The sequence below is a fragment of the Psychrobacter sp. Pi2-51 genome (genome assembly GCF_904846665.1).
Lineage (GTDB): Bacteria > Pseudomonadota > Gammaproteobacteria > Pseudomonadales > Moraxellaceae > Psychrobacter > Psychrobacter glaciei.
In genome coordinates this window covers 175,104-195,961 of sequence record NZ_CAJHBP010000004.1, presented here as the reverse complement: position 1 = coordinate 195,961, position 20,858 = coordinate 175,104, and the positions used below count along the sequence as shown (strand labels likewise).

The window sequence follows — 20,858 nt, the reverse complement described above, 5'->3', positions numbered from 1 at the left end:
GTCTATGTAGTTAATAGATATAATATATCATAAAAAATATCAAGTCGATGTTATACTATCGCCTTGATATTTTTGCTTTTATTACTTATGAAATAAACTTAATTCAAACAACAGCAGTATATTTAATCGCTGTAAGGTGAACTAAAATCCTTTATAATGGTTAAGTTATACTAAAAATTAAAACGCAGCTTAGGTGAGAATATGTTGGATAATTTACGCGGTATGGCTGTGTTCGCCAGTGTGGTTGGACATGGCTCGTTTAGTGGCTCAGCTCGTGAGCTTGGTATTACTACCAGTGCAGTCAGTCAGCAAATCCGCTCGTTAGAAAACGACTTAGGTGTCGTACTATTGCATCGCTCTACTCGTAAGCTCAGTTTAACGGAAGCGGGTGAGAGTTTTTACGAAGCGGCAAAAGACGTGGTCAGTGCGGCTGAGCAAGGTAGAATTAAAGTCAATCAGTTACGTGATGAGCTCGCAGGTAGCTTGCGTGTGGCTACAACACCTGAGCTTGGAGTCAATCATATTTTGCCGGCCTTATCTACTTGGATGGCGGCACATGATGACCTGAGTGTTACTTATTTAGCAGACAATCATTATATCGATATGATTGATGAGCGTATCGATATCGCGATTCGTATGAGTCCAACGATCAATGATTCTAGTTTGAGTAGCCATCCTTTAACGGATGTGCGCCAGATGCTTGTCGCCTCACCACAATATCTACGCCAACATGTAAAACTTAAAACCCCTAAAGATTTGGCCGAACATCAGCTGATTTGTATTGAAATCATGAAAGATGCTAATCAGATTGATATGATTCAGACCGAAACTGGCAAAAAATCGCGCATAAAACTGAATTCACGGATTTATACCAATAATGTGTTTATGGCCACAACTTTGGCAAAAGAAGGCCACGGTTTGGTTAGAATGATGGAAATGGACATTAGAAAAGAGCTGGAAAGTGGTGAATTGGTCGAAGTATTGACTGGTTATCAGTTACCGAGCTTTGTGCTATATGCGGTTACTTTAAATCGCGATCAGCAGCCGGCTAAAATCACGCGTTGTCTAGAAGTGCTGAAAAAATACTTCCATGCGAATTAACTTTTAATCTATTTATATATAGTCGATTCAATTTAGAAGTAGTACAAGGCAACCGAGTGTAGACGTATATTAAATACTTCAAGCGAGGTTAACGCAGTAATACTTTTATAGTGGAATGACTATACCCATAAAGCTTGATCAGTAGTAAGCAAAAGAAGCCTATAGATAGCGATTATCTATAGGCTTCTTTTTAACTGTAAATAGGTTTTTTTCTCTAAACCTTTGGGCTAAAACGACGGCTTTAATAAATCAATCAAACGATCAGCCACTTGTGTGCTCTCGTCACGGCTGATGTTAAGCGGTGGCAGTAAGCGTACTACATGGCCACCGGTTACATTGATAATCAGATTTTGCTCGTCACGGGCACGATCCACCAGCTTGCTACAATCCAACTCTTCAGGTAGCGCGATACCAATCATCATACCAGCGCCGCGACTGCTAACGCCATATTGTCCCAATGTATCGACTATACTTTCTCTGATGAATAAGCCTTCAGTCACTGCGTTTTCCATGATATTGCTGTTCGCTAATACCTCGTAGACGCTATGAACCACGCGGCTGGCCAATGGCGTGCCACCATAAGTAGAGCCATGGCTACCAGCACCGAACAAGCCGTTAGCGCGACCGCGTACCATACAAGCGCCGACTGGAAAACCGTTACCTAGACCTTTGGCTGTCGTCAATACATCAGGACGAGCGTTGCTATGTTGATAAGCAAAATATTTACCGGTGCGACCATTACCGGTTTGCACTTCATCCAACATAAATAGCCAGTTATGAGCATCACATTCTGCTTGCAGCTCTTCTAAATAAGTAAAGCCATTGGGGGCAGTATTGAGTCCACCCTCGCCTTGGATAGGCTCTACAAAGATGGCACAAATGTCATCATGATCTTGCGCGGCTTGCTTGACCGCTGCAATATCGCCAAAGGGCACACGGATAAAGTCATCGTCCAAGGTATAAAAACCTTCACGTGCTTTTGGGTTGGCGGTTGCTGATAAGGACAGTAAGGTACGGCCATGGAACGACTGCTCCATTACAATGACCTTTGGACGTTTAAAACCTTGCTTGTATGCATATAAACGCGCCATTTTTAACGCCGCTTCGTTTGCTTCAGCGCCACTATTAGCAAAAAACACGCTGTCCATCTGAGCTGCTGTACATAGCACTTCGCCAGCGCGCTCTTGCCAATCGATACCGAATAGGTTACTCGTATGAACTAAGGTACCTGCTTGCTGCTGAATAGCATCAGTCACTTGTGGATGGCAATGTCCTAAGCCGCACACCGCAATACCAGTTAAGGCATCTAAGTATGGCGTATCCTCTTTGGTATAGAGCCAACTGCCTGAACCGCGTGTAAAGCTGATTGGTTGACGATTATAAGTGGGCATCAGGTAAGTAGCAGACATGTAAAACATCCTTGGTATAATAATTGAATAAAAGTGTAGTTTATAGCTCGTCAGAGAAAGGTGTGGTTTCCGCAGGCAACGTGTAGTCTTCGTTTGCCCAAGCACCTAAGTCGATAATTTTGCAGCGACTGCTACAGAATGGTTTATATTTATTGTCTTGCCATGCCGTCTGGGTACCGCAGCGTGGACAAGGATAGGTCTTGGGGGAGGTGTTTGAAGTAGAGTCAGTCATAATAAGTGAGGCCATCCTCATGGTTATTAGGAAAAGTATAATCAGTGAACGAGAATCGGTATAATAGCATGGGGCTAAAGAATGACAAAAGGCAAATACCCGTCTATCTATGTCAAACCAAATCAATCTAAGCAGAGCCAATAGTTTAACAATCAAATTGATACCTTGCTAAAGGTTATCGTTCACAGGGCTATATCTTATCATGATGCAACAACCAACGCTTTCCCATCAGAAAAACCGCGCTTTTCAACCACATAAACTGTCAGCGCCGCGTGACTTTATTATTCCAAATATCATTAATGACAATAAAGATGAAAAACCGTTAATGCTAGAAATTGGGGCAGGGAAGGGTAAGCACGCGCTCAGTTTTGCTATACAGAATCCTGATAAGCAGCTGATAGCCATTGAACGTACTCGTAATAAGTTTGAAGCCTTTGCTAAACTTGCCACGCAGCAAAATGTAGCTAACTTAAATGCTATTCATGCTGATGCCATCGCGTGGATCGTACATGCGATCGCACCCCGTAGTATTGCCAAAATTTTTATACTATACCCCAATCCTGAGCAGCACAATCCTAATCAGCAATGGTTGAATATGCCATTTTTCGAGTTCTTATTATCGCGTCTAAAAGTAGGCGGAGAAGTGGTGCTAGCGACTAATATAGAAGCGTATATGGATAATGCAGCACAACAAGCCTCTGCGGTATGGTGTTTGCCAAATACTCGCTACCACGTGCCAATAGACAGTGAGCGTACGCACTTTGAGGTAAAGTACCTAGCACGCGGAGAGACATGTTGGGAGCTGACGATGCGTAAGCCAGAGGGCTATAAAACGAGGTTTGATGATTGGCATGCTAGTAATTTGAAAGACAAAAAATAGCCTAAGCAAATAACGAAACCATTGAAAATCATTTATGATGGCAAATTATATTATATATTAAATAGCCTAAGCAGTTAAAGTAATTACATAAAAAAGACTGCCTCTAAGGGGCAGTCCAAAAATTACACTCATTTCATATTACAAGTAAGGCTTCACTAATTTATTAGAATCCGTATAAGCGTCTAAAACTGTTAAAAGGGTATAAGCACCAATAAACTTACGACTAATAAACATAAATTCTTTTGGTGGCAGATTAAATTCGAAAGACTGCATCGCCCGTGTCGCAGCAGATGAGAGGCGTGAATGCAGCTTGCTATTTGCCCAGATATAACGGCTTTGTTCATCCAAACACTCAGTAGGAATGTCGCTATTCATCGCGGGATCACTAAAAGGCTCAGTTGCCAATAAAAATAACGAGGCAATATCAGAACGAACTTTTTCACTCATCGTGTCAAAGAAGTCATAGCCAGTCATGGCTTGGATCATCGCCTGATGATCATGACGATAACCAGCTTTTAGTAAACCATGAGCAATCGTCAATAGAGTATTATCAAACTGGCGGATAGCCCCAAAATCTAATAATACTAACTTATCAATATCGTTTTCATTATCGCTGACACGGACGAGGTAGTTACCAAAGTTTGGGTCCGTTTGCATCTCACCCCAAACAAAAATTTCTTGCATCATAATTTCTATGGCTGCTTGACCAATGGCATTGCGGCGCTCGTGGGGCAAAAGCTGTAGCGCTTCAGAAACAACACTAATGCCAGGCTCATAAGACATACATAACAGACGTTTGCTCGAATAAGTACGATTTATTTTAGGCACAGCATAACGTGGATCATCTATCAAGCGCTCATAAAAACGCTCAGTGGTTGCAGCCTCTGCCTCATAATCAACTTCGTGATGGAGTAGGTCGCGTATCTCTTCAAACCATGCATCGAGCGAGCGCGTTTGCGGGACAATGTTGCTGACTTTTAGCAAACGCTTAAATAAGGCAAGATCAGAGTTGATGGCGTCTGCCACCCCTGGATATTGAATTTTCAACACCACTTGCTCACCAGTCGCTAACACCGTGGCTCGATGGACTTGGGCAAGAGAAGCTGTACCAATCGGGATAGTATTCACATCAAGCTCACTGAGTTTGTCACCCAGTAGTTGACGCAAGGTATGCTCGATGGTTGGCCATGACAGGGTAGCCGTATCATCATTAAGCGTTTGTAAGGCACGTGTTATTTCAGGCGGCAATACATGCTCACCATAAATGGCCAGCATTTGACCTATTTTTACTACTGAGCCTTTCAGTTTGCCCAGTTCTTCTGCCACATAATTTGCCTGCGCTTCCATAAAAGCTTGGTTACGTGCCGTGCGCGCTTCTTTATTCAAAAACATACCAGACACGCTATTGCCTGCCCAACGACGACCAATATTTAGAGAGGTTTTGGCAATCGACATACGACGCTCAAACCCTGAGGTTTTTAAGTTGTCAATTGACTGCTTATTATTAGAAGGTTTAGACGTATCATTTGCCATAAATATAATCATTCATCCAGTTGGTATTGATTTGCGGGTTCAAAACCTACAATACAAGAGAGATGCGACGCGCAGGTACAAACGGGTACAAAATTGTATCATATAAAGAGAAGGCGGTTTATAAGCCTTAGTTGACTACTGGCAGTTACTTTGTAAGCTAAAGTAAGATTCGAACGTTTACACACGTTAGCCAATGTTGTTGCTATAAACGACTTCATAAAGTGAAAGTGTGTATCGATTTAAAGATATAGCAAAAAACACGACCTAGCATAGTACTAGGGCGTGTCATTGATTAGCACATTGATATATTTTAGTAGTCTTAGAATAGTTAACAGTAGTCTTAAAACGGCTCAATTTTGCCAAACATCGTCAGAAACCTTATTAATAATGGACTATGCCTTTGCTTTTTCGCGGGTAATCGCATGATGACCGATATCGCGGCGATACTGCGCCCCATCAAAGCTGATTGCACCTGTTACTGCTAATGCGGCTTGTTGAGCGTCTGAAATAGTATCTGCTAATGCCGTCACGCATAATACTCGCCCACCATTAGTAATAACTTCTTTGTTATTACCCGTATTTGCCGTATCAGCATTGCTATCATGTGAAAAAGCCGTGCCTGCGTGAAAGACTTTAACCGCACTATCACTATTGGCATCCAACTCTGGCAAGCCAGCAATCACATCACCTTTTGAAGAAGTTTCAGGATAGCCTTTTGAGGCAACCACGATACCAAGGGCAGGGCGCGCATCCCATTGAGCATCACTTGGTAATTGACCAGCCAGCCCTTGAGCGACTAAATCTACCATTGAAGACTGCAAGCGCATTAAAATAGGCTGTGTCTCTGGATCACCAAAACGGCAGTTAAATTCGATGACATACGGATCGCCTGCCTTGTCAATCATGAGACCAGCATATAAAAATCCAGTATAAGGATGACCGGCGGCATTCATAGCGTCAACCACGGGCTGAATAACTTGTGCCATTACCTTGTCATGAACCTCTTGAGTAACGACTGGTGCAGGAGAATAGGCACCCATACCACCAGTATTAGGCCCAGTGTCGCCTTCAAAAGCGCGCTTATGATCTTGGCTGGTTGCCATCGGCAGGATATTTTTGCCATCAACCATACAAATAAAGCTGGCTTCTTCACCTTGTAAAAACTGTTCGATAACGACACGACTACCAGCGTCGCCAAACTTATTGTCAGCCAGCATATCGTCGATTGCATCATGTGCTTGTTCGACAGTCTCCGCAACGATGACGCCTTTACCGGCAGCTAGACCATCCGCTTTGATGACAATAGGCGCGCCTTGTTCATCGATATAGGCTTTGGCAGCATCAGCATCTGTAAATCCTTGATAAGCCGCCGTTGGAATATTGTTCTGTGCCATGAATTCTTTGGCAAAGGTTTTTGAGCCTTCTAATTGCGCACAATATGCGGTCGGTCCCCAAGCCTTAATGCCAGCAGCACGGCAGGCGTCGACGATACCTGTAACTAGTGGAGCTTCTGGGCCTACGATGACCATATCGATGGCGTTATTTTGGCAAAACTCGATGACAGCAGTGTGTTCGTCCGCCTCACTGCGTGCAGGCTCTAAAACAACGTTTTGGCATTTAGGTTCAAGGGCAGTACCAGCATTGCCTGGCACGACGTAAACGTGTTGGACATTGTCGTCTTTTGCACATTGCCATGCTAGCGCGTGTTCGCGACCACCTGAGCCAATCACCAAAATATTCATCATACGTTTTGCCCTTAGCATTAAAGTTAATAATGAGTTAGTCATACACTCTGAGAGATACGGTCATATTCTAACAAAAAAAGTGTCTTGATTACCATGAGTATCCACTTGCCAGCAAGTATTCGCCAACAATTAATGCCTCATTGTCTCATGAGCAAAGGTTATCGGCATGTTGCTGATTCATGAAATGATGTTGTACGCTTTAGCTATGAGCGTAGGTGCGTTACACTTCAACATATTAACGGTATCAAATCTAGCAAGCCGTTTGCTCTTATAAAAGTTAGGCAATAAAAACCAGGAGAGGATGCCAATAATAACAAGGTAGCTCACAAATGGAGTACTACCATCTGACATCGGTAAGATTCATTATATTCAAACGTTGCTAGTCATTGATATTGATTAATGAGTGAAAATAGATAGAGAAAATTGAAGTACTAAACTTATAACAAGGACAGCAAACATGCCAAACTCTCTAAGTATCGCAAAAGAGCACATAAGCCAGATAAGCGATATTGCCACCAACTATGTACAAAATGACAAATCGCTATTTGATCATTTTATTCATAGTTATTACCAGCCGCTGCATCAGGAAACAGCAGAGGCAATAAGTAATACTGATTTAGCTGGCATGGCACTCCATCATTTTACGCTACTGAAATCTTATGATGGCAAAAAACCACAACTCGCTATTTTAAATCCAAAGGCAGAAGAGCAGCATTTCCACAGCTCACACACAGTCATACAGATAGTGGCTTACGACAGGCCGTTCTTGGTAGACACAATCTTGATGAGCCTTGAGGCTCAAGGTATCGACGTCCATCGCACGTATAACATCATTATTAGTGTTGCGCGTGATGATGACGGCAATATCGTTCATATTGAAGGCGCGCATGAAAGCGCCACGTCTCACTTATCTTTGATTCATTGCGAAATTGCCTATCAAGACGACGAAGAGTTGGCGGCATTACAAGAACTCTTATTAGCAAAAGTGGACACGCTTGATACGGTCGTTGGCGATTGGAAGCAAATGAGAGAAAAACTGACTTCTATTCAATCTGAACTGTCAAAAAAACCACTGCCAGAAGTATTCTATTCTCAGAAAGAGATTCAAGCATTTTTGGATTGGATATTAGACGATCATTTTATCTTTTTAGGCTATCGTGAGTATCGCTTAGAAGGTAATAGTATGATGGATGTCAATAGCGACGCTACTAACGCCAAAAATGCAGACTTGGATTTATTTGCTATTGGTAATAGTGGGCTTGGTCTGCTACGTGGCGCTGAAGAAGACAAACTGTCAGAAAGCTTTAGCCAATTGCCAACAGTACTCAAGCAGCTATTGACTGAGCCGCGCGTATTGATGCTCTCTAAATCAAGCCGTGTCTCACCTGTGCATCGTCCAGTATATATGGACTTTTTGGGTATTCATAAGTTTGATGACAACGGTAAACTGGTCGGTGAATATCGATTTATCGGTTTGCTGACGTCGCAAGCCTATCAGCTGACCGTCCAGCAAATACCACTACTGCGCGAAAAAGCCAATAAAATCATGGCAATGGCATATCTGCCACGAGATGGTCATGCACACCATAAGATGATGCACGTCATCAATACCTTGCCACGTGATGACCTATTTCAAGCCAGCGTTGAAGAGTTGTATCCAATTGTCTCTGGTATCAGCCAATTACAAGATAAAAAGAGCCTACGTCTATTTAGCCGCATCGACCATTATCAGCGTTTTGTTTCCTGCTTGGTCTATATTCCCCGTGATAAATTCAACACTGAATTGCGCATTAAAGTACAAAATGTCTTGAAAGATGCTTACGGTGGTACGTCATCTGGCTTTACCACTGAGTTTAATGAGTCTGCCCACGCCCGTGTGCATGTCCATGTACGTACCGTACCCGGTCAAGTTAATGAGGTGAATACGGCAGCTCTAGAAGAAAAGCTATCGGCACTCATGCAGTCATGGGGCGATCATTATCAAAAAATGCTACTCGATAATGTGGGTGAACAACAAGCCAATGCACTCAATCGTCGTTTTTTAAATTATATACCTGCCGCTTACCAAGAGCGCTTTGATGCTCGTACCGCCGTCGAAGATGTCAAGCGTCTGGCTGGGTTAACCGACGTTCAACCAATGATTTGGCACTTGTATCAGTCAACAGGTGACGCGAGTAATCAGTTGCACCTGAAGCTCTATGGTCGTGAGCAGCCAGTCATCTTGTCAAAAGTACTGCCCATTCTTGAAAACTTTGGTGTCTCGGTGATTTCGGCGCAAACCTATGAGTTTGACTTGCCTGAGAAGCCTATTTGGATGCAAGAGTATGAGCTCACCTTGGAACATGTCGATACGGTCAATATGCAAGTGGTGCGCAATCAATTTGAAGAGAGTCTCAAGCAGATTTGGGCAGGACGTGTTGAGAGTGACTCTTTTAACGAGCTGGTATTAATTACTAAGCTAGACACTTATGATGTGGTGGTGCTCCGCGCATTACAGCGCTATATGATGCAAGCCCGCGCACCATTCTCTAGTGCTTATATTCAGCAGACTGTGGTCAAAAACAGCGACATTAGTGTGGCATTAAGCAGCTTGTTCGATGCGCGTATGAATCCTAAATATAGTGAAGAGGCGCGCCAAGAAAAAACCACGCAGATTCAAGAGCAAATTACAGCGGCATTGATAGACGTTGATAGTCTAGATGAAGACCGTATCTTGCGTTGGTACTTAGACTTGATCAATGCGATGGTGCGTACCAACTTTTATCAGAGAGACAGTGAAGGTGTGCGTAAAGACCGCCTATCGTTTAAGTTTTTGGCAGCAGATATTCCAAACTTGCCCAAGCCTAAGCCAATGTTTGAGATATTTGTCTACTCGCCACGCGTTGAAGCCGTACATCTACGCGGTGGTAAAGTCGCCCGTGGTGGTCTACGTTGGTCAGACCGTATGGAAGATTTCCGTACCGAAGTACTCGGTCTGGTCAAAGCGCAAATGGTTAAAAACGCGGTTATTGTTCCTGTCGGTTCAAAAGGCGGCTTTATCGTCAAGACCAAATCTATGGCAGATGGCCGTGAAGCGTTCCAAGCCGAAGGTATCGCCTGTTATCAGACGTTCTTACGCGGTATGCTCGATGTCACGGATAATATTGTGGATGGAAAAATTGTCCCGCCAGCCGATACGGTGCGTCATGATGAAGACGATCCGTACTTAGTCGTTGCAGCCGATAAAGGCACGGCAAGTTTCTCTGATATTGCCAACGCCTTGTCTGCCGAATACAACTTCTGGCTCGATGATGCCTTTGCCTCGGGCGGCTCGGTCGGTTATGATCACAAAGCTATGGGTATCACTGCTCGCGGTGGTTGGGAGTCGGTTAAACGCCACTTCCGTATGCGTGGCATGGACATTCAAAACCGTGACGACTTCACTGTGGTCGGCATCGGTGATATGAGTGGTGATGTATTTGGCAATGGTATGCTGCTCTCAACCCATACCAAGCTAGTCGCTGCTTTTAACCATCTGCATATCTTTATTGACCCTAATCCAGACACTGCTGCCTCATATGCTGAGCGCGCGCGTTTGTTTGAATTGCCACGTTCATCGTGGGCTGATTATGAAAAATCATTAATCAGTCAAGGTGGTGGTATATTCTCACGTCAAGATAAAAGTATCGCTATCAGTGCTGAAATGAAAGACCTCTTCGATATTATCGAAGACAACTTAGCCCCTAACGATCTCATCAGTGCTTTGATGAAATCACCGGTTGACCTCATTTGGAATGGTGGTATCGGTACTTATGTAAAAAGTGAAAGCGAGAGCCATGCCGATGTTGGTGACCGTGCTAATGATGTGCTGCGTATCAATGGTAATGAGCTGCGCTGTGCGGTGATTGGAGAAGGGGGTAATCTGGGCTTCACCCAGCAAGGGCGTATCGAATACGCACAAACGGGTGGGCGCATTTATACCGATGCCATCGATAACTCAGGCGGCGTGAACTGCTCAGATCATGAGGTCAATATCAAAATCTTACTCGGCAAAGTAGTCGAACAAGGCGATATGACTTTAAAACAGCGTAATGAGCTGCTAGAAAGTATGACTGATAATGTGGCAGAATTGGTGCTGCGCCAGAACTATCTACAACCGCAAGCGATTGAGCTCAGCCATATTCGTGCCGCTGCTAACTTAAGCGATCATCAGCGCTTCATCCAGATGCTAGAAGGTGAAGGGCGTCTTGACCGTGCTATTGAGTACTTGCCAGCAGACGAAGAGATTGCTAAGCGTCAAAAAGCAGATACGGGTTTAACCCCTCCTGAGCTTGCCGTGGTCATGGCGTATGGAAAAATGTGGGTTTACGACAACTTGTTGCTATCTGACTTGCCAGATGACCCGTATTTCATCAATGAGCTGCGCAAATACTTCCCAGATGAGCTGGCTACGCGGTTCTTTGATGAGATGACTGAGCATCGCTTGCATCGTGAGATTATTAGTACTTATATGACCAATAGTGTGGTCAACCGTTTGGGTATCGAAGCATTGTTCCGTCTCTATGAAGAAACCGACCAATCTCTAGCGACCATCATCCGTGGATATGCGATTAGCCGTGATGTCTTTAATGTATCAAAAGCTTGGAACACACTTGAGTCGTTAGACAATAAAGTCGATGCGACATTATTGCTTAACCTTGAGCTACGTCTACGTGATGCGCTCGAGCGCGGTGTGGTTTGGTTCATCAATACCTTTGGGCAAAACTTGCAAGTCGCTGATATGATCAGCCGCTTTAGAGATAGTGTTGAGAAATTAACCAAATCAGGTGGGTTCATTGAGCAGCAATTTGCAGAGTACTTAGAAGAAGACACTCATAGCCTAATGCAAAAAGATCTGTCCGATAGTGATGCCACCTTGTTTGCTATGCTGCCTTACCATGTCGATGCGCTAGATGCGGCGTTACTTGCCGAGCAGTATGAACGTCCTGTCGATGAGATTGCGACTCTATACTTTGAAGCCTATCAAGTCTTGCAGCTTGACTGGATGACGGATAACATCGCGACTTTACCACAACAAGGCTATTGGGATCGCCGTGCACGTCATGCCTTAGCGAACGAATTATCACGCAGCTTGCGTCTATTGATGGATGCTGTTCTCTCAAAACCAGATGCAAAACAAGCATTTAGTGAATGGAAGTCTCGTCATCAAAACCAGCTCGAATTGATAACAACAGAGATGCACAAGCTCGATAGTAATGATGATATTCAAATTAGTCTGTCAACGCTATCTGTACTCATGAGTGAGCTGAGCGGCTTAGTGACAAAGTAGCTATAAAAGCAACTAGCAAAACAGTTGCTATTAAAACAAATGATCGTAAAAAAACCACCGTTATTCATTAACGGTGGTTTTTTATTATTCAATAAACGTTGGCTGTCATGTTATAGTCAAAATACCCCAAAAATGCGACGGTACTGCTGATATCAATTTTTCTTGCTTGCTGTGCCTGTGCAGACAGAGGCTACAAAAAATTGATATCAGCAGTGCGTGATGTATCGATATTACTTTGCACTGACTATATATGGCCTTTATCGTTACGCTGTTTTTTAATAACGGCGTTAACTTAGCACCTTCTGACAACCTTGACCAGATATCTGACTGAATCCTCCTGAAAGTTTTTCAACCTTAATTTGAGTGAGAATACGATCTTTTAATGCCTGTACATGCGAGATAATACCGATCAATTTACCTTCTTGTTGTAGGCTGGTTAAGGTATCGAGTGCAATATCAAGTGACTCTTCATCAAGTGTGCCAAAGCCTTCATCCAAAAACAGCGAATCTACGCGAATATTGTGACTGGCCATTTGTGATAGTCCTAGTGCGAGTGCCAAGCTGATAATAAAACCTTCACCGCCGGATAGATTTTTAGTACTGCGAATATCACCGCCTTGGTAGTTATCGATGACATTTAGCTCAAGCGGATTGTTATCGTCATGAATCAGCAAATAGCGATCACTCATCTTTTGTAATTGGCTATTGGCATGGCTAATCATGACCTCAAACGTTAAGCCTTGGGCAAAGGTACGGTATTTTTTGCCGTCAGCCGAACCAATTAAAATGTGGAGCTGTTGCCAAACTTGCAGCTTTTGTTTCTGTGCATTGATAGCAAAAAGCTGAGCTACTTGTTGTCCTTTTTGGTTGTGATTGTCTGTGAGCTTTTGATCAATAGCCCCGATTTTCTGACTTAACTGATCAATCTCCGTCTGAATCTGGTGATACTGCTCAGCAAGTGTGTCTCGGTTTTCCTCGGTCATAGGGGTGGCAAGCTTTTGCTCTAACGCTTGCTGAGTCACATCCAACTGTAACTTAGCTTGATATAACGCATTATCAATCGCCAATTTACGTATATGTAGGGCTTCTCGCTCTTCTTTAGGCAGGCGTGCATTGATAAATTCTGACTCATCCGTGAACTGCGACTCTGCGAGTGAATCAGTAAAGGTTTGTTGCTTATTACCCATCATGACAGTGGCAGACTGTCGCTCCATCTCTAGCTGTTGCTTTCTAGTCGTTAATTGCTCTAATGCTTGCTGCACCGAATCTAACCGCCTTTGTGCTACTACTTGCTTGGCTTTAGCCTCATCAATAGTACTGCGTAATTGCGTCTCTTCGTAGTCTGGATTTTTATCTGAAAAAATCTCTATTCTAGAGTGATTTAGTTTTTCAATATTATTGGTTTTATTGGTAATGAAGTTTGTTAGTTTTGCGAAAGCTAATTCATCGTTGGTAAGCTGATCTTGCTTAGTCTCAATCTGCGCAGCCAAGCTGCTTAACGTATTGGTGAGTTGCTGTTGGCTGTCTTTTTTCTCATTAAATTTTTGTTTTAACTGATTAAGCGCGCTACGCTGTTGACGCAATACATCTATATGACGGTCATAGTCTGCGTTATCGAGCACAGTGTGCTGATCGATACTGTCATCCAGTTGCCCAAGTACGTCTTGAATGACTGTTGACTCAAAATCGATACTGAAATCATTCTTATATTTATCTACAGGGTATTTGCGCACTAAAGATGAAATTGTTGTCATAGCGGGCGCTAGCTCAGAGAAGTTAGCCATAACCCTACCTTCGATACCTTCAATTTTCTGCGCGTGAAGCGTGATGTCAGTTGTTAAGTTATTGATATTGCTGATCAGTGCCTGCTGCTGTTTTTCGTCATGTTCGATAGCAGTACGGAGGGTGGATGCTTTCTCAGTCAGCTCGTCATAATGAAGCAATGTCATCTTAATGGACTGCTTTTGTTCAATAAGCTGCTGTTCAACGGTATCTAATAAAAATACGCACTGCTCAACATCCGAAATATCGGTATTAATGCCGTCACTCATTTTCGCCAATGGCGTGATAATAGCTACAATCGACTCAGAATAACGATGGTCGCTATTCAACAGCGACGATATGTAACCCTGAATATCACTGCCTAAGGTTTTGGATTGCTGCTGTAGTGGTGCTAGTCGCTGCTGCTGGTTGTTAAGCGTTTCTTGCTTTGTGGCATATTCGATATGGTAGCCCGATAAAGCCTGCTCAAGACTCTCGATACGGGTTTCTAATTCAGCCAGTTGCTGCTGGGTTTGCTTTATTTGAGACGGTTGATTTTGGTTGCTAGTGTCGTTGGTGTCGTTAGTATAATTGTTGTCTAATAATGGATGCTGTTTGCCGTAAGGGTGCTCATGTGCACCGCAAAGCGGGCAGGGCAAACCATCTTCTAGTTCTGTTATATAATCTTCAAGCTTAGCGACTTTTTGTAGTAGGGTTAAATGTGTCAGCTTTTCTTGTCGTTTGATTTTGGCATCTTGAATGTCTGATTGATGGCTAGCCAGCAAACCTTCTAATGTTGTTAACTCATTATTTAGCGTCGGTAGCGAGAGAGTGGTCTTTGTGATTTGGCCAACAATCTCGGACAACTGCTTTAGCTTAAAGCTGGCTTGCGAAATTTGATTGCTAATATGATCGATTTGCTCTTGTTCGCTACGCATACTAGCGATTGATTGATTTTGGAGCAGTGCCGATTGTTGCTGTTGCAAGTGAGTCAATTGTTCACGTTGTTGTATTACCTTCAGTTTATCCGCGGATTGCCGCTCAGATAACTGATCACATTCAGCCTTGAGTTGTTTGGATTGATGATTAAGCGCAAGACTGTCTTCTGTTAAGTGGACATTGTCTTGTAGCAGCCCTTTTAGTCGACTACAGTTATTATCAAAGGTTGCTATATCCGTATCGAGGTCGTTTAATTCTTGGTTGTCATTAAAACACTTTTCTATAGTGCTAAGCTGAGTTTTGGTCACTTGCTCTGTTTGTTTGTGGTTAGCGATTTCTTGACGTAATTTGTGAGCATTACTTGCTAGTACATCTTTACGCTGATTATCGTCTACTAGAGACTGTGATAACTGTTTTATATCGGCATCCAACTCACGTGTCTTGGCAATGACTGGCAAGGTCGTTTGAAGGCGTTCTGTGGCTTGCTTTTCAACAGTGTTGGCATCGTCTAACTGAGCCGTAGTCTGGGTCAGTGCTTCTTGCTGTACCGGAAGCTTATCAAGCAGTTCCTGTTGTTCAATACCTAGCCGTTTAACCGTGTCACGGCTATGACTCAGCTCTCGAAATTGGCTGTCAATCTCCAATGCTTTGCTGGCAATGTCTAAGCGCAGCGCTTCAGGAGTGAAGTCTTGCTGTGCCTGCTGCGCTGTTGAAAATTCAGTTTGATAAACAGACAGACTCTGCTGTAACTGCTGAACGTTGTCTAGCCACTGTAGTTGCTCGCTTAGTGTTTTAAAGGTTTTTCGTTGTGTGCTTTGCTGTTGATTAAGATCTTCTAACGCTGCAATTAGCAGTTGTTCATCTTCGATACTTAGTAAAGACAAGCTGTTGACGCCTGCTTGGAGATTGCTCAGCACCTCTTCTTCAGAGCGTTTCTTTTCATGCACATTTAATGATATTTTGGCATAGATGGCAGTGCCCGTTATTTTCTCTAAAATGGCGGCTCTATCACCAATATCAGACTTTAAAAACGCTGCAAAACTGCCCTGTGCTAGCATAATAGATCGGGTAAATTGACTAAAGTCCATACCGATAAGGTCTTGGATATAGACCGATGTTTTAGATTTTTTTTCTTCTAAAATCTTGCCAGTCTCGACCTCGCTGATTTCATGCTTGATCGGCAATAAGTTGCCTTTGGCTTTTTTGTGAGCACGATGTTGATACCACGAGCATTGATAGCGTTTTGAGTCAATCTCGATGATGACTTCAGCCGAGCATTCACCTGTACCCTGAGTCATGATCTCGTTTGTCGAACCTGTAATATCACCCAATCTTGGCGTTTGGCTATATAGTGCTAAGCAAATCGCATCCAAGATGGTCGTCTTGCCAGCGCCCGTCTGCCCAGTAATGGCAAAGATACCTTCATTAAGAAAAGCGGGGTCACTAAAGTCAATGTGCCATTCGCCTTTTAGGGAGTTCAGGTTTTTGAGTCGCAGTTCAATCAGTCGCATGGGCAGGTCTTATTTTTATATAGAGTAGTGAGAAAATGGCAGTGATGAGAAATAGTAGTGAGAAATTAAGAAGCTATCAATTGTCTCTATAATAAGCTGCTATTATTCGGCTTGTGTGTCTTCATGACGAAGGTTATAAACGATTTGCTCATAAGCATCACGCAAGATTGATTTTTGCTCATCAGGGACACTATGAGCGACTAAGCAACGCTCAAATACCTCTTGCTCATTTAAATCTTGGAGCGTCTCAGAAATCTGCTGTTGATTGAGGACTTTATTATAAGTATGAGTATTTTTTATTTTTAACACCTCACAGGACGAGCCGTCTACCATTGACTGAATATGATCGCGCAGCTCACTGACCACCTCATTACCTGTATAAATAACTTCCAGCCAAACGGACTCTGTTGCATCGAGAGATTGGATGGTTTTATCGATAGTCTGCTGAATAACGTCTAGATCACCTGAGACTTGTGCTAACTTTTGAAATTTTGGGATGGGTAGAGAGATGACCTGCATCTGACGTGATTCGTCATAATGTAGTAGGTTAGAGACTAATATGGAATTGTTTTTAGAGTGGTTACTCTGTATAGCGTTTACTTGACTAGAAATTGAGTCGTCAAAGGCGTTTGGCGTAATCGCTTCGCTGTCTGCCGAGTCACCAAAGCCAAACAAGTCGTCCATAAATTCAGTTGATTGAGCGGCTGCTTTTTTAGAGAGTTTCTCTACGGATTTCTCGATAGGCGCTACCGTTTCTGTCGCCTGAAAACTTATAACTTCATCAATTGCCTTTGACGGTGAAGTCTCATCAGTAACCTGCTTTGAAGCTTCGCCAAATTTTACCAGCAATACCTGTTTTTGCTGGCGAGCCTCTCCAAAACCCATCGCGATAGGCGAGCCTGAATAGCGAATACTCTCACGCCCACCGACACGCTGCGGCACATGCAAGTGACCAAGTGCGACATAATCAAAGCATTCATCGAACATATCGGCGGATATTTTGCCCAAGCTTCCCACATACAGCTCACGTACGCCATCATCATCAGTAGTAGTGCCACCAGCCGCAAATAAATGCCCTGTCGCGATGATAGGAATGTGACGCTGGTTTGCTTCGGCTAATTTAGCCTGCTGAGCTTTGGCAATGCTAGCGACTTCATCATAATGGGCGCGAATGCCTTTGATAACGTTTGCGTCTTTGCTATCTGCTGACTCGCCAGCACTACTGCTACGCACATCGCGGTCGCGCAAATAAGGGACAGCGGCGATAATACAATGAGGTGTACCATCTACGTCATTCAAAACCAATACTTCGTCGGTTAAGTCGTCACAGGCCGTACCAATGACATGGACGTTTAAAAACTTAAGCACCTGACTGGGTGCATCTAAAAAAGTAGGGGAGTCGTGATTGCCCGCAACTATCACTACGTGCTGACAGCAGGATTTTGAAACTCTACCCAAAAACTCAAAATACAATGCTTGGGCTCTATTACTTGGCGTCATGGTATCAAAGATATCACCAGCAACGATTAATACATCGACTTTTTGCGCGCTAATCGTCTCTTCAAGCCAACTTAAAAATGCCTCAAATTCCTCATAACGCATGCGACCATAAAGCCGTCGTCCCAAATGCCAATCAGAGGTATGGAGTATAGTGAGAGGTTTAATAGGCATAGATTTGGTATCGGCAAGTGTGGACATAGTTGAGCTTAATAATGAATAAGAGACAGCCTTCATTCTAGCAAGAATTATTGCTGTTTGCTCTGCTGCCAAAATAAAACCCTACCAAATATCATTGATAGGGTTTTATTTTGGTTAGCCCCTTTAGGTGGCTATCGATTAAGTTGTCGATTTAGTTGAGGAGAGTCACTAATCAATAACCAGTTTCTCGAGTCCATCTTCTTGCTGCGTTGCTAGATTGGCCACCATTGATAGGGCATGTGCTTGCTGCTGCAAGCTTGTTTCTTTAGGTGTCGCAGCTGTACCGCCACGCAACCAATTATTTGCGGTGTCACTGACGTTTTGATTGTGCTGCTGATTCTGTAAATTATACCAAGCCAAATCATGATGTAGCGCGACCACATCACCCATGATCAGTAAGGCTGGCGTTGGCAGTTGCGCTTTTTCTTGTTGAGCGACAATGGTTGCTAGCGTCCCCGTCAATACCTGCTGGTTTGGCATACTGGCGTTGGATATGATAGCGATTGGCGTATTGGCATTGCGTCCTGCCTCAATCAAGCCTTCAGTCAAACGCGGCAGCGAATGCAAACCCATATAAAACACCACGGTTTCATCCGTATTTAAAAAGCTCTTAAAGTTGCTATTGGGCGCGCCAGCCTTTAAGAAGCCAGTGACAAAACGTACTGACTGCGAGTGATCACGGTGGGTAAGCGGAATACCAGCGTAACTTGCGGCAGCATTGGCAGCGGTGATACCGGGGACGACTTGATACGGGACGCCATGGGCGCGCAGGCTTTCAATTTCTTCACCGCCACGTCCAAAGATAAAGGGATCACCACCTTTTAGCCGTACCACACGGCGACCTTCTTTCGCACTATTGACCAACAGCTCATTGATACCAAGCTGAGCGACGGCGTGGTTGCTACGTTTTTTACCGACAAATACTTTATCAGCATCACGGCGACATAGATCCAATACTTGCGGTGATACCAGTGCATCATAATAGACAATATCGGCTTGCTGCATTAAACGTAGCGCTTTAAAGGTAAGCAGCTCTGGATCACCCGGGCCTGCACCGACGATATAGACTTCACCGATAGGCGTTTGCTCAGACGATGCAGCTGAATGTTCAGGATGTTGTTGTGACTGATCTTTTGAATCCGTCACTGATATCGCTGTTTGTGGAATTTGAGTGTCTGCATTGCTGGTTCTATCAATTTTGGCAGCCGTCTCGTCCAAGTCGGCTTTTAATTGGGCGGCCGCTTGGGTTTCATTACCCGCAAACATCAGCTCACTGACTTGACCTTCAAAAGCACGCTCCCAAAACTGCCGACGACCTGTCAAGGTTGGGATTTTGCTTTTTACCTCAGTACGAAAATCGCCTGCCAGCTTGGCAAGTTTGCCGTAGCCTTGGGGTATTAATGTCTCAAGACGCGCACGCAACAGACGTGCCAGCACAGGCGCTTTACCATTCGAAGAAATACCTATCACAATGGGATTGCGATCGACGATGGCAGGAAAAATAAAATCACACAAAGGCGGGGTATCGACCACGTTTACGGGAATATTAATCTCGGTAGCATCGGCATGAATTTGATGATTGAGCGTTTCATCATCCGTCGCCGCGATAATGACACGCGCGCCTGTCATATAGGTTTTATGATAGTTTTCATAGATGAGTTGGTGCTTGCTATCAGATAGCAATGCTTGTATCTCAGCCATAATGGTTGGTGCCAGTACCGTGATACAAGCCCCAGCACGGCTGAGCAAGTCAGCCTTACGTAGCGCCACATCGCCGCCACCGACGATCAGCACTTTGCGGTCTTCTAATTTAAAAAATAGCGGAAAGGTGTTCATAGCATCACCAGCAATTTATTCAATGTAAAATATACCCTCATTATGAGGTATCGCGTGCGACGTCTCACTTAGTGTATTGGCATTAGTATATTCGTTTTTGACATGTTAAAGGTGGTTTTTAATTGAAAAGGGAATAGCCATACAGAATGTAAAAAGCCCTCTCGTTTATGAGAGGGCTTTTGCTTAACTAAAATCAGTCGATATTACAGCTGCGTATGCAAGCCACACTCACGGCTCTCTTCTACTTTCGTTGGATCAAAGTAGTCATGCTCGTTAGGTAGTTTGTGCTCGTCTAAATAAACATCCAAGTCTGCATCTGTTTTTTCAAACAACGGTGCTACTTTTAGCACGCCATCTTTTGATAGACTTAGCACATCAAGGCCTTGGCGGAATTCGGTTTGATCTTTACGAATGGCATTGAACCAAACATCAGGCTTTAGCTCATCTAGTGCGCGGCGGAACGGCTCAAGCTTCACTTGTTCAGTGAATTCGTCATGCTGTGGATTATCAATCCCTGGAATGCCATTCATAGTGGCGTCACGATGGGCAGCCGTTTGTTTAGGAATATATGTAATGACATTTAGACCTAAGTCTTTAATGACTTTATTAGCAAAACGATAAGTGGCATCGGTGTTATAGCCAGAATCTACCCATAATACGGTAATATCAGGACGTTGCTTGGCGACCAAATGCAAAATAGCAGATTCATAAGGACGGAAGTTCGTCGTGATAATTGGGTTTTTAGCTTGCTGCAATGCCCATGCTACGATTTCTTCTGGTGATTTACCTTGTAGCGCTTGGTTGGCTTGGTCAAGGTCTAGATTTGGGTGTAATTGACTCATAATACGTTCCTTAATTGTTGTTAATATAAAAAATGGTTAAATAAACAAAATATTTAAAAGTAA

11 protein-coding genes are annotated in these 20,858 nt (G+C 43.6%); 3 read left to right on the top strand and 8 right to left on the bottom strand.

Annotated elements, in window-relative coordinates; translation table 11 throughout:
* Positions 1-201: 201 nt before the first annotated feature.
* Positions 202-1,101 (top strand): LysR family transcriptional regulator, encoded by a 900-nt coding sequence (locus JMY08_RS03775; RefSeq protein WP_010198065.1) that lies wholly within the window; start codon positions 202-204, stop codon positions 1,099-1,101.
* Between the two features lie 227 nt (positions 1,102-1,328).
* On the opposite strand, the gene JMY08_RS03770 is transcribed toward JMY08_RS03775, so the two are convergent.
* Entirely contained in the window at positions 1,329-2,510 is a 1,182-nt protein-coding gene (locus tag JMY08_RS03770; protein WP_201590737.1) for an aspartate aminotransferase family protein, read from the bottom strand.
* Between the two features lie 40 nt (positions 2,511-2,550).
* Positions 2,551-2,742, bottom strand: coding sequence for a DNA gyrase inhibitor YacG (locus JMY08_RS03765; RefSeq protein WP_010198061.1), 192 nt, complete (start codon positions 2,740-2,742; stop codon positions 2,551-2,553).
* 202 nt (positions 2,743-2,944) lie between these two features.
* Here JMY08_RS03765 and trmB point away from each other — a divergent pair, with 202 nt between their 5' ends.
* Positions 2,945-3,622: a tRNA (guanine(46)-N(7))-methyltransferase TrmB gene (trmB, locus tag JMY08_RS03760; RefSeq protein ID WP_201590734.1), complete on the top strand. Its 678-nt coding sequence runs from the start codon at positions 2,945-2,947 to the stop codon at positions 3,620-3,622.
* A gap of 138 nt (positions 3,623-3,760) precedes the next feature.
* On the opposite strand, the gene JMY08_RS03755 is transcribed toward trmB, so the two are convergent.
* Entirely contained in the window at positions 3,761-5,155 is a 1,395-nt protein-coding gene (locus tag JMY08_RS03755; RefSeq protein WP_201590719.1) for an ABC1 kinase family protein, read from the bottom strand.
* Between the two features lie 392 nt (positions 5,156-5,547).
* Positions 5,548-6,897, bottom strand: coding sequence for a phosphoribosylamine--glycine ligase (gene purD / locus JMY08_RS03750; protein WP_201590763.1), 1,350 nt, complete (start codon positions 6,895-6,897; stop codon positions 5,548-5,550).
* A gap of 460 nt (positions 6,898-7,357) precedes the next feature.
* Between purD and JMY08_RS03745 the strand changes: the two genes are divergently transcribed.
* Positions 7,358-12,208, top strand: a complete 4,851-nt coding sequence (locus tag JMY08_RS03745) for an NAD-glutamate dehydrogenase (RefSeq protein ID WP_201590716.1) — start codon at positions 7,358-7,360, stop codon at positions 12,206-12,208.
* Positions 12,209-12,495: 287 nt separating this feature from the next.
* Here the strand turns inward: JMY08_RS03745 and JMY08_RS03740 are convergent, their stop codons facing one another.
* The 4 genes from JMY08_RS03740 to JMY08_RS03725 all read right to left on the bottom strand — a co-directional run bounded on the left by JMY08_RS03740 (position 12,496) and on the right by JMY08_RS03725 (position 20,795).
* Complete coding sequence (locus JMY08_RS03740; RefSeq protein WP_201590713.1) at positions 12,496-16,419, bottom strand: AAA family ATPase; 3,924 nt, start codon at positions 16,417-16,419, stop codon at positions 12,496-12,498.
* Between the two features lie 102 nt (positions 16,420-16,521).
* Complete coding sequence (locus tag JMY08_RS03735; RefSeq protein WP_227679581.1) at positions 16,522-18,117, bottom strand: exonuclease SbcCD subunit D C-terminal domain-containing protein; 1,596 nt, start codon at positions 18,115-18,117, stop codon at positions 16,522-16,524.
* 168 nt (positions 18,118-18,285) lie between these two features.
* A complete protein-coding gene (gene cobA / locus JMY08_RS03730) occupies positions 18,286-19,953 on the bottom strand; it encodes a uroporphyrinogen-III C-methyltransferase (protein ID WP_201590710.1) in 1,668 nt (555 codons plus the stop codon).
* Positions 19,954-20,156: 203 nt separating this feature from the next.
* Positions 20,157-20,795 carry a phosphoadenosine phosphosulfate reductase family protein gene (locus JMY08_RS03725; RefSeq protein WP_010198043.1) on the bottom strand — a complete coding sequence of 213 codons (639 nt, stop codon included), beginning with the start codon at positions 20,793-20,795 and terminating at the stop codon, positions 20,157-20,159.
* Positions 20,796-20,858 lie beyond the last annotated feature (63 nt).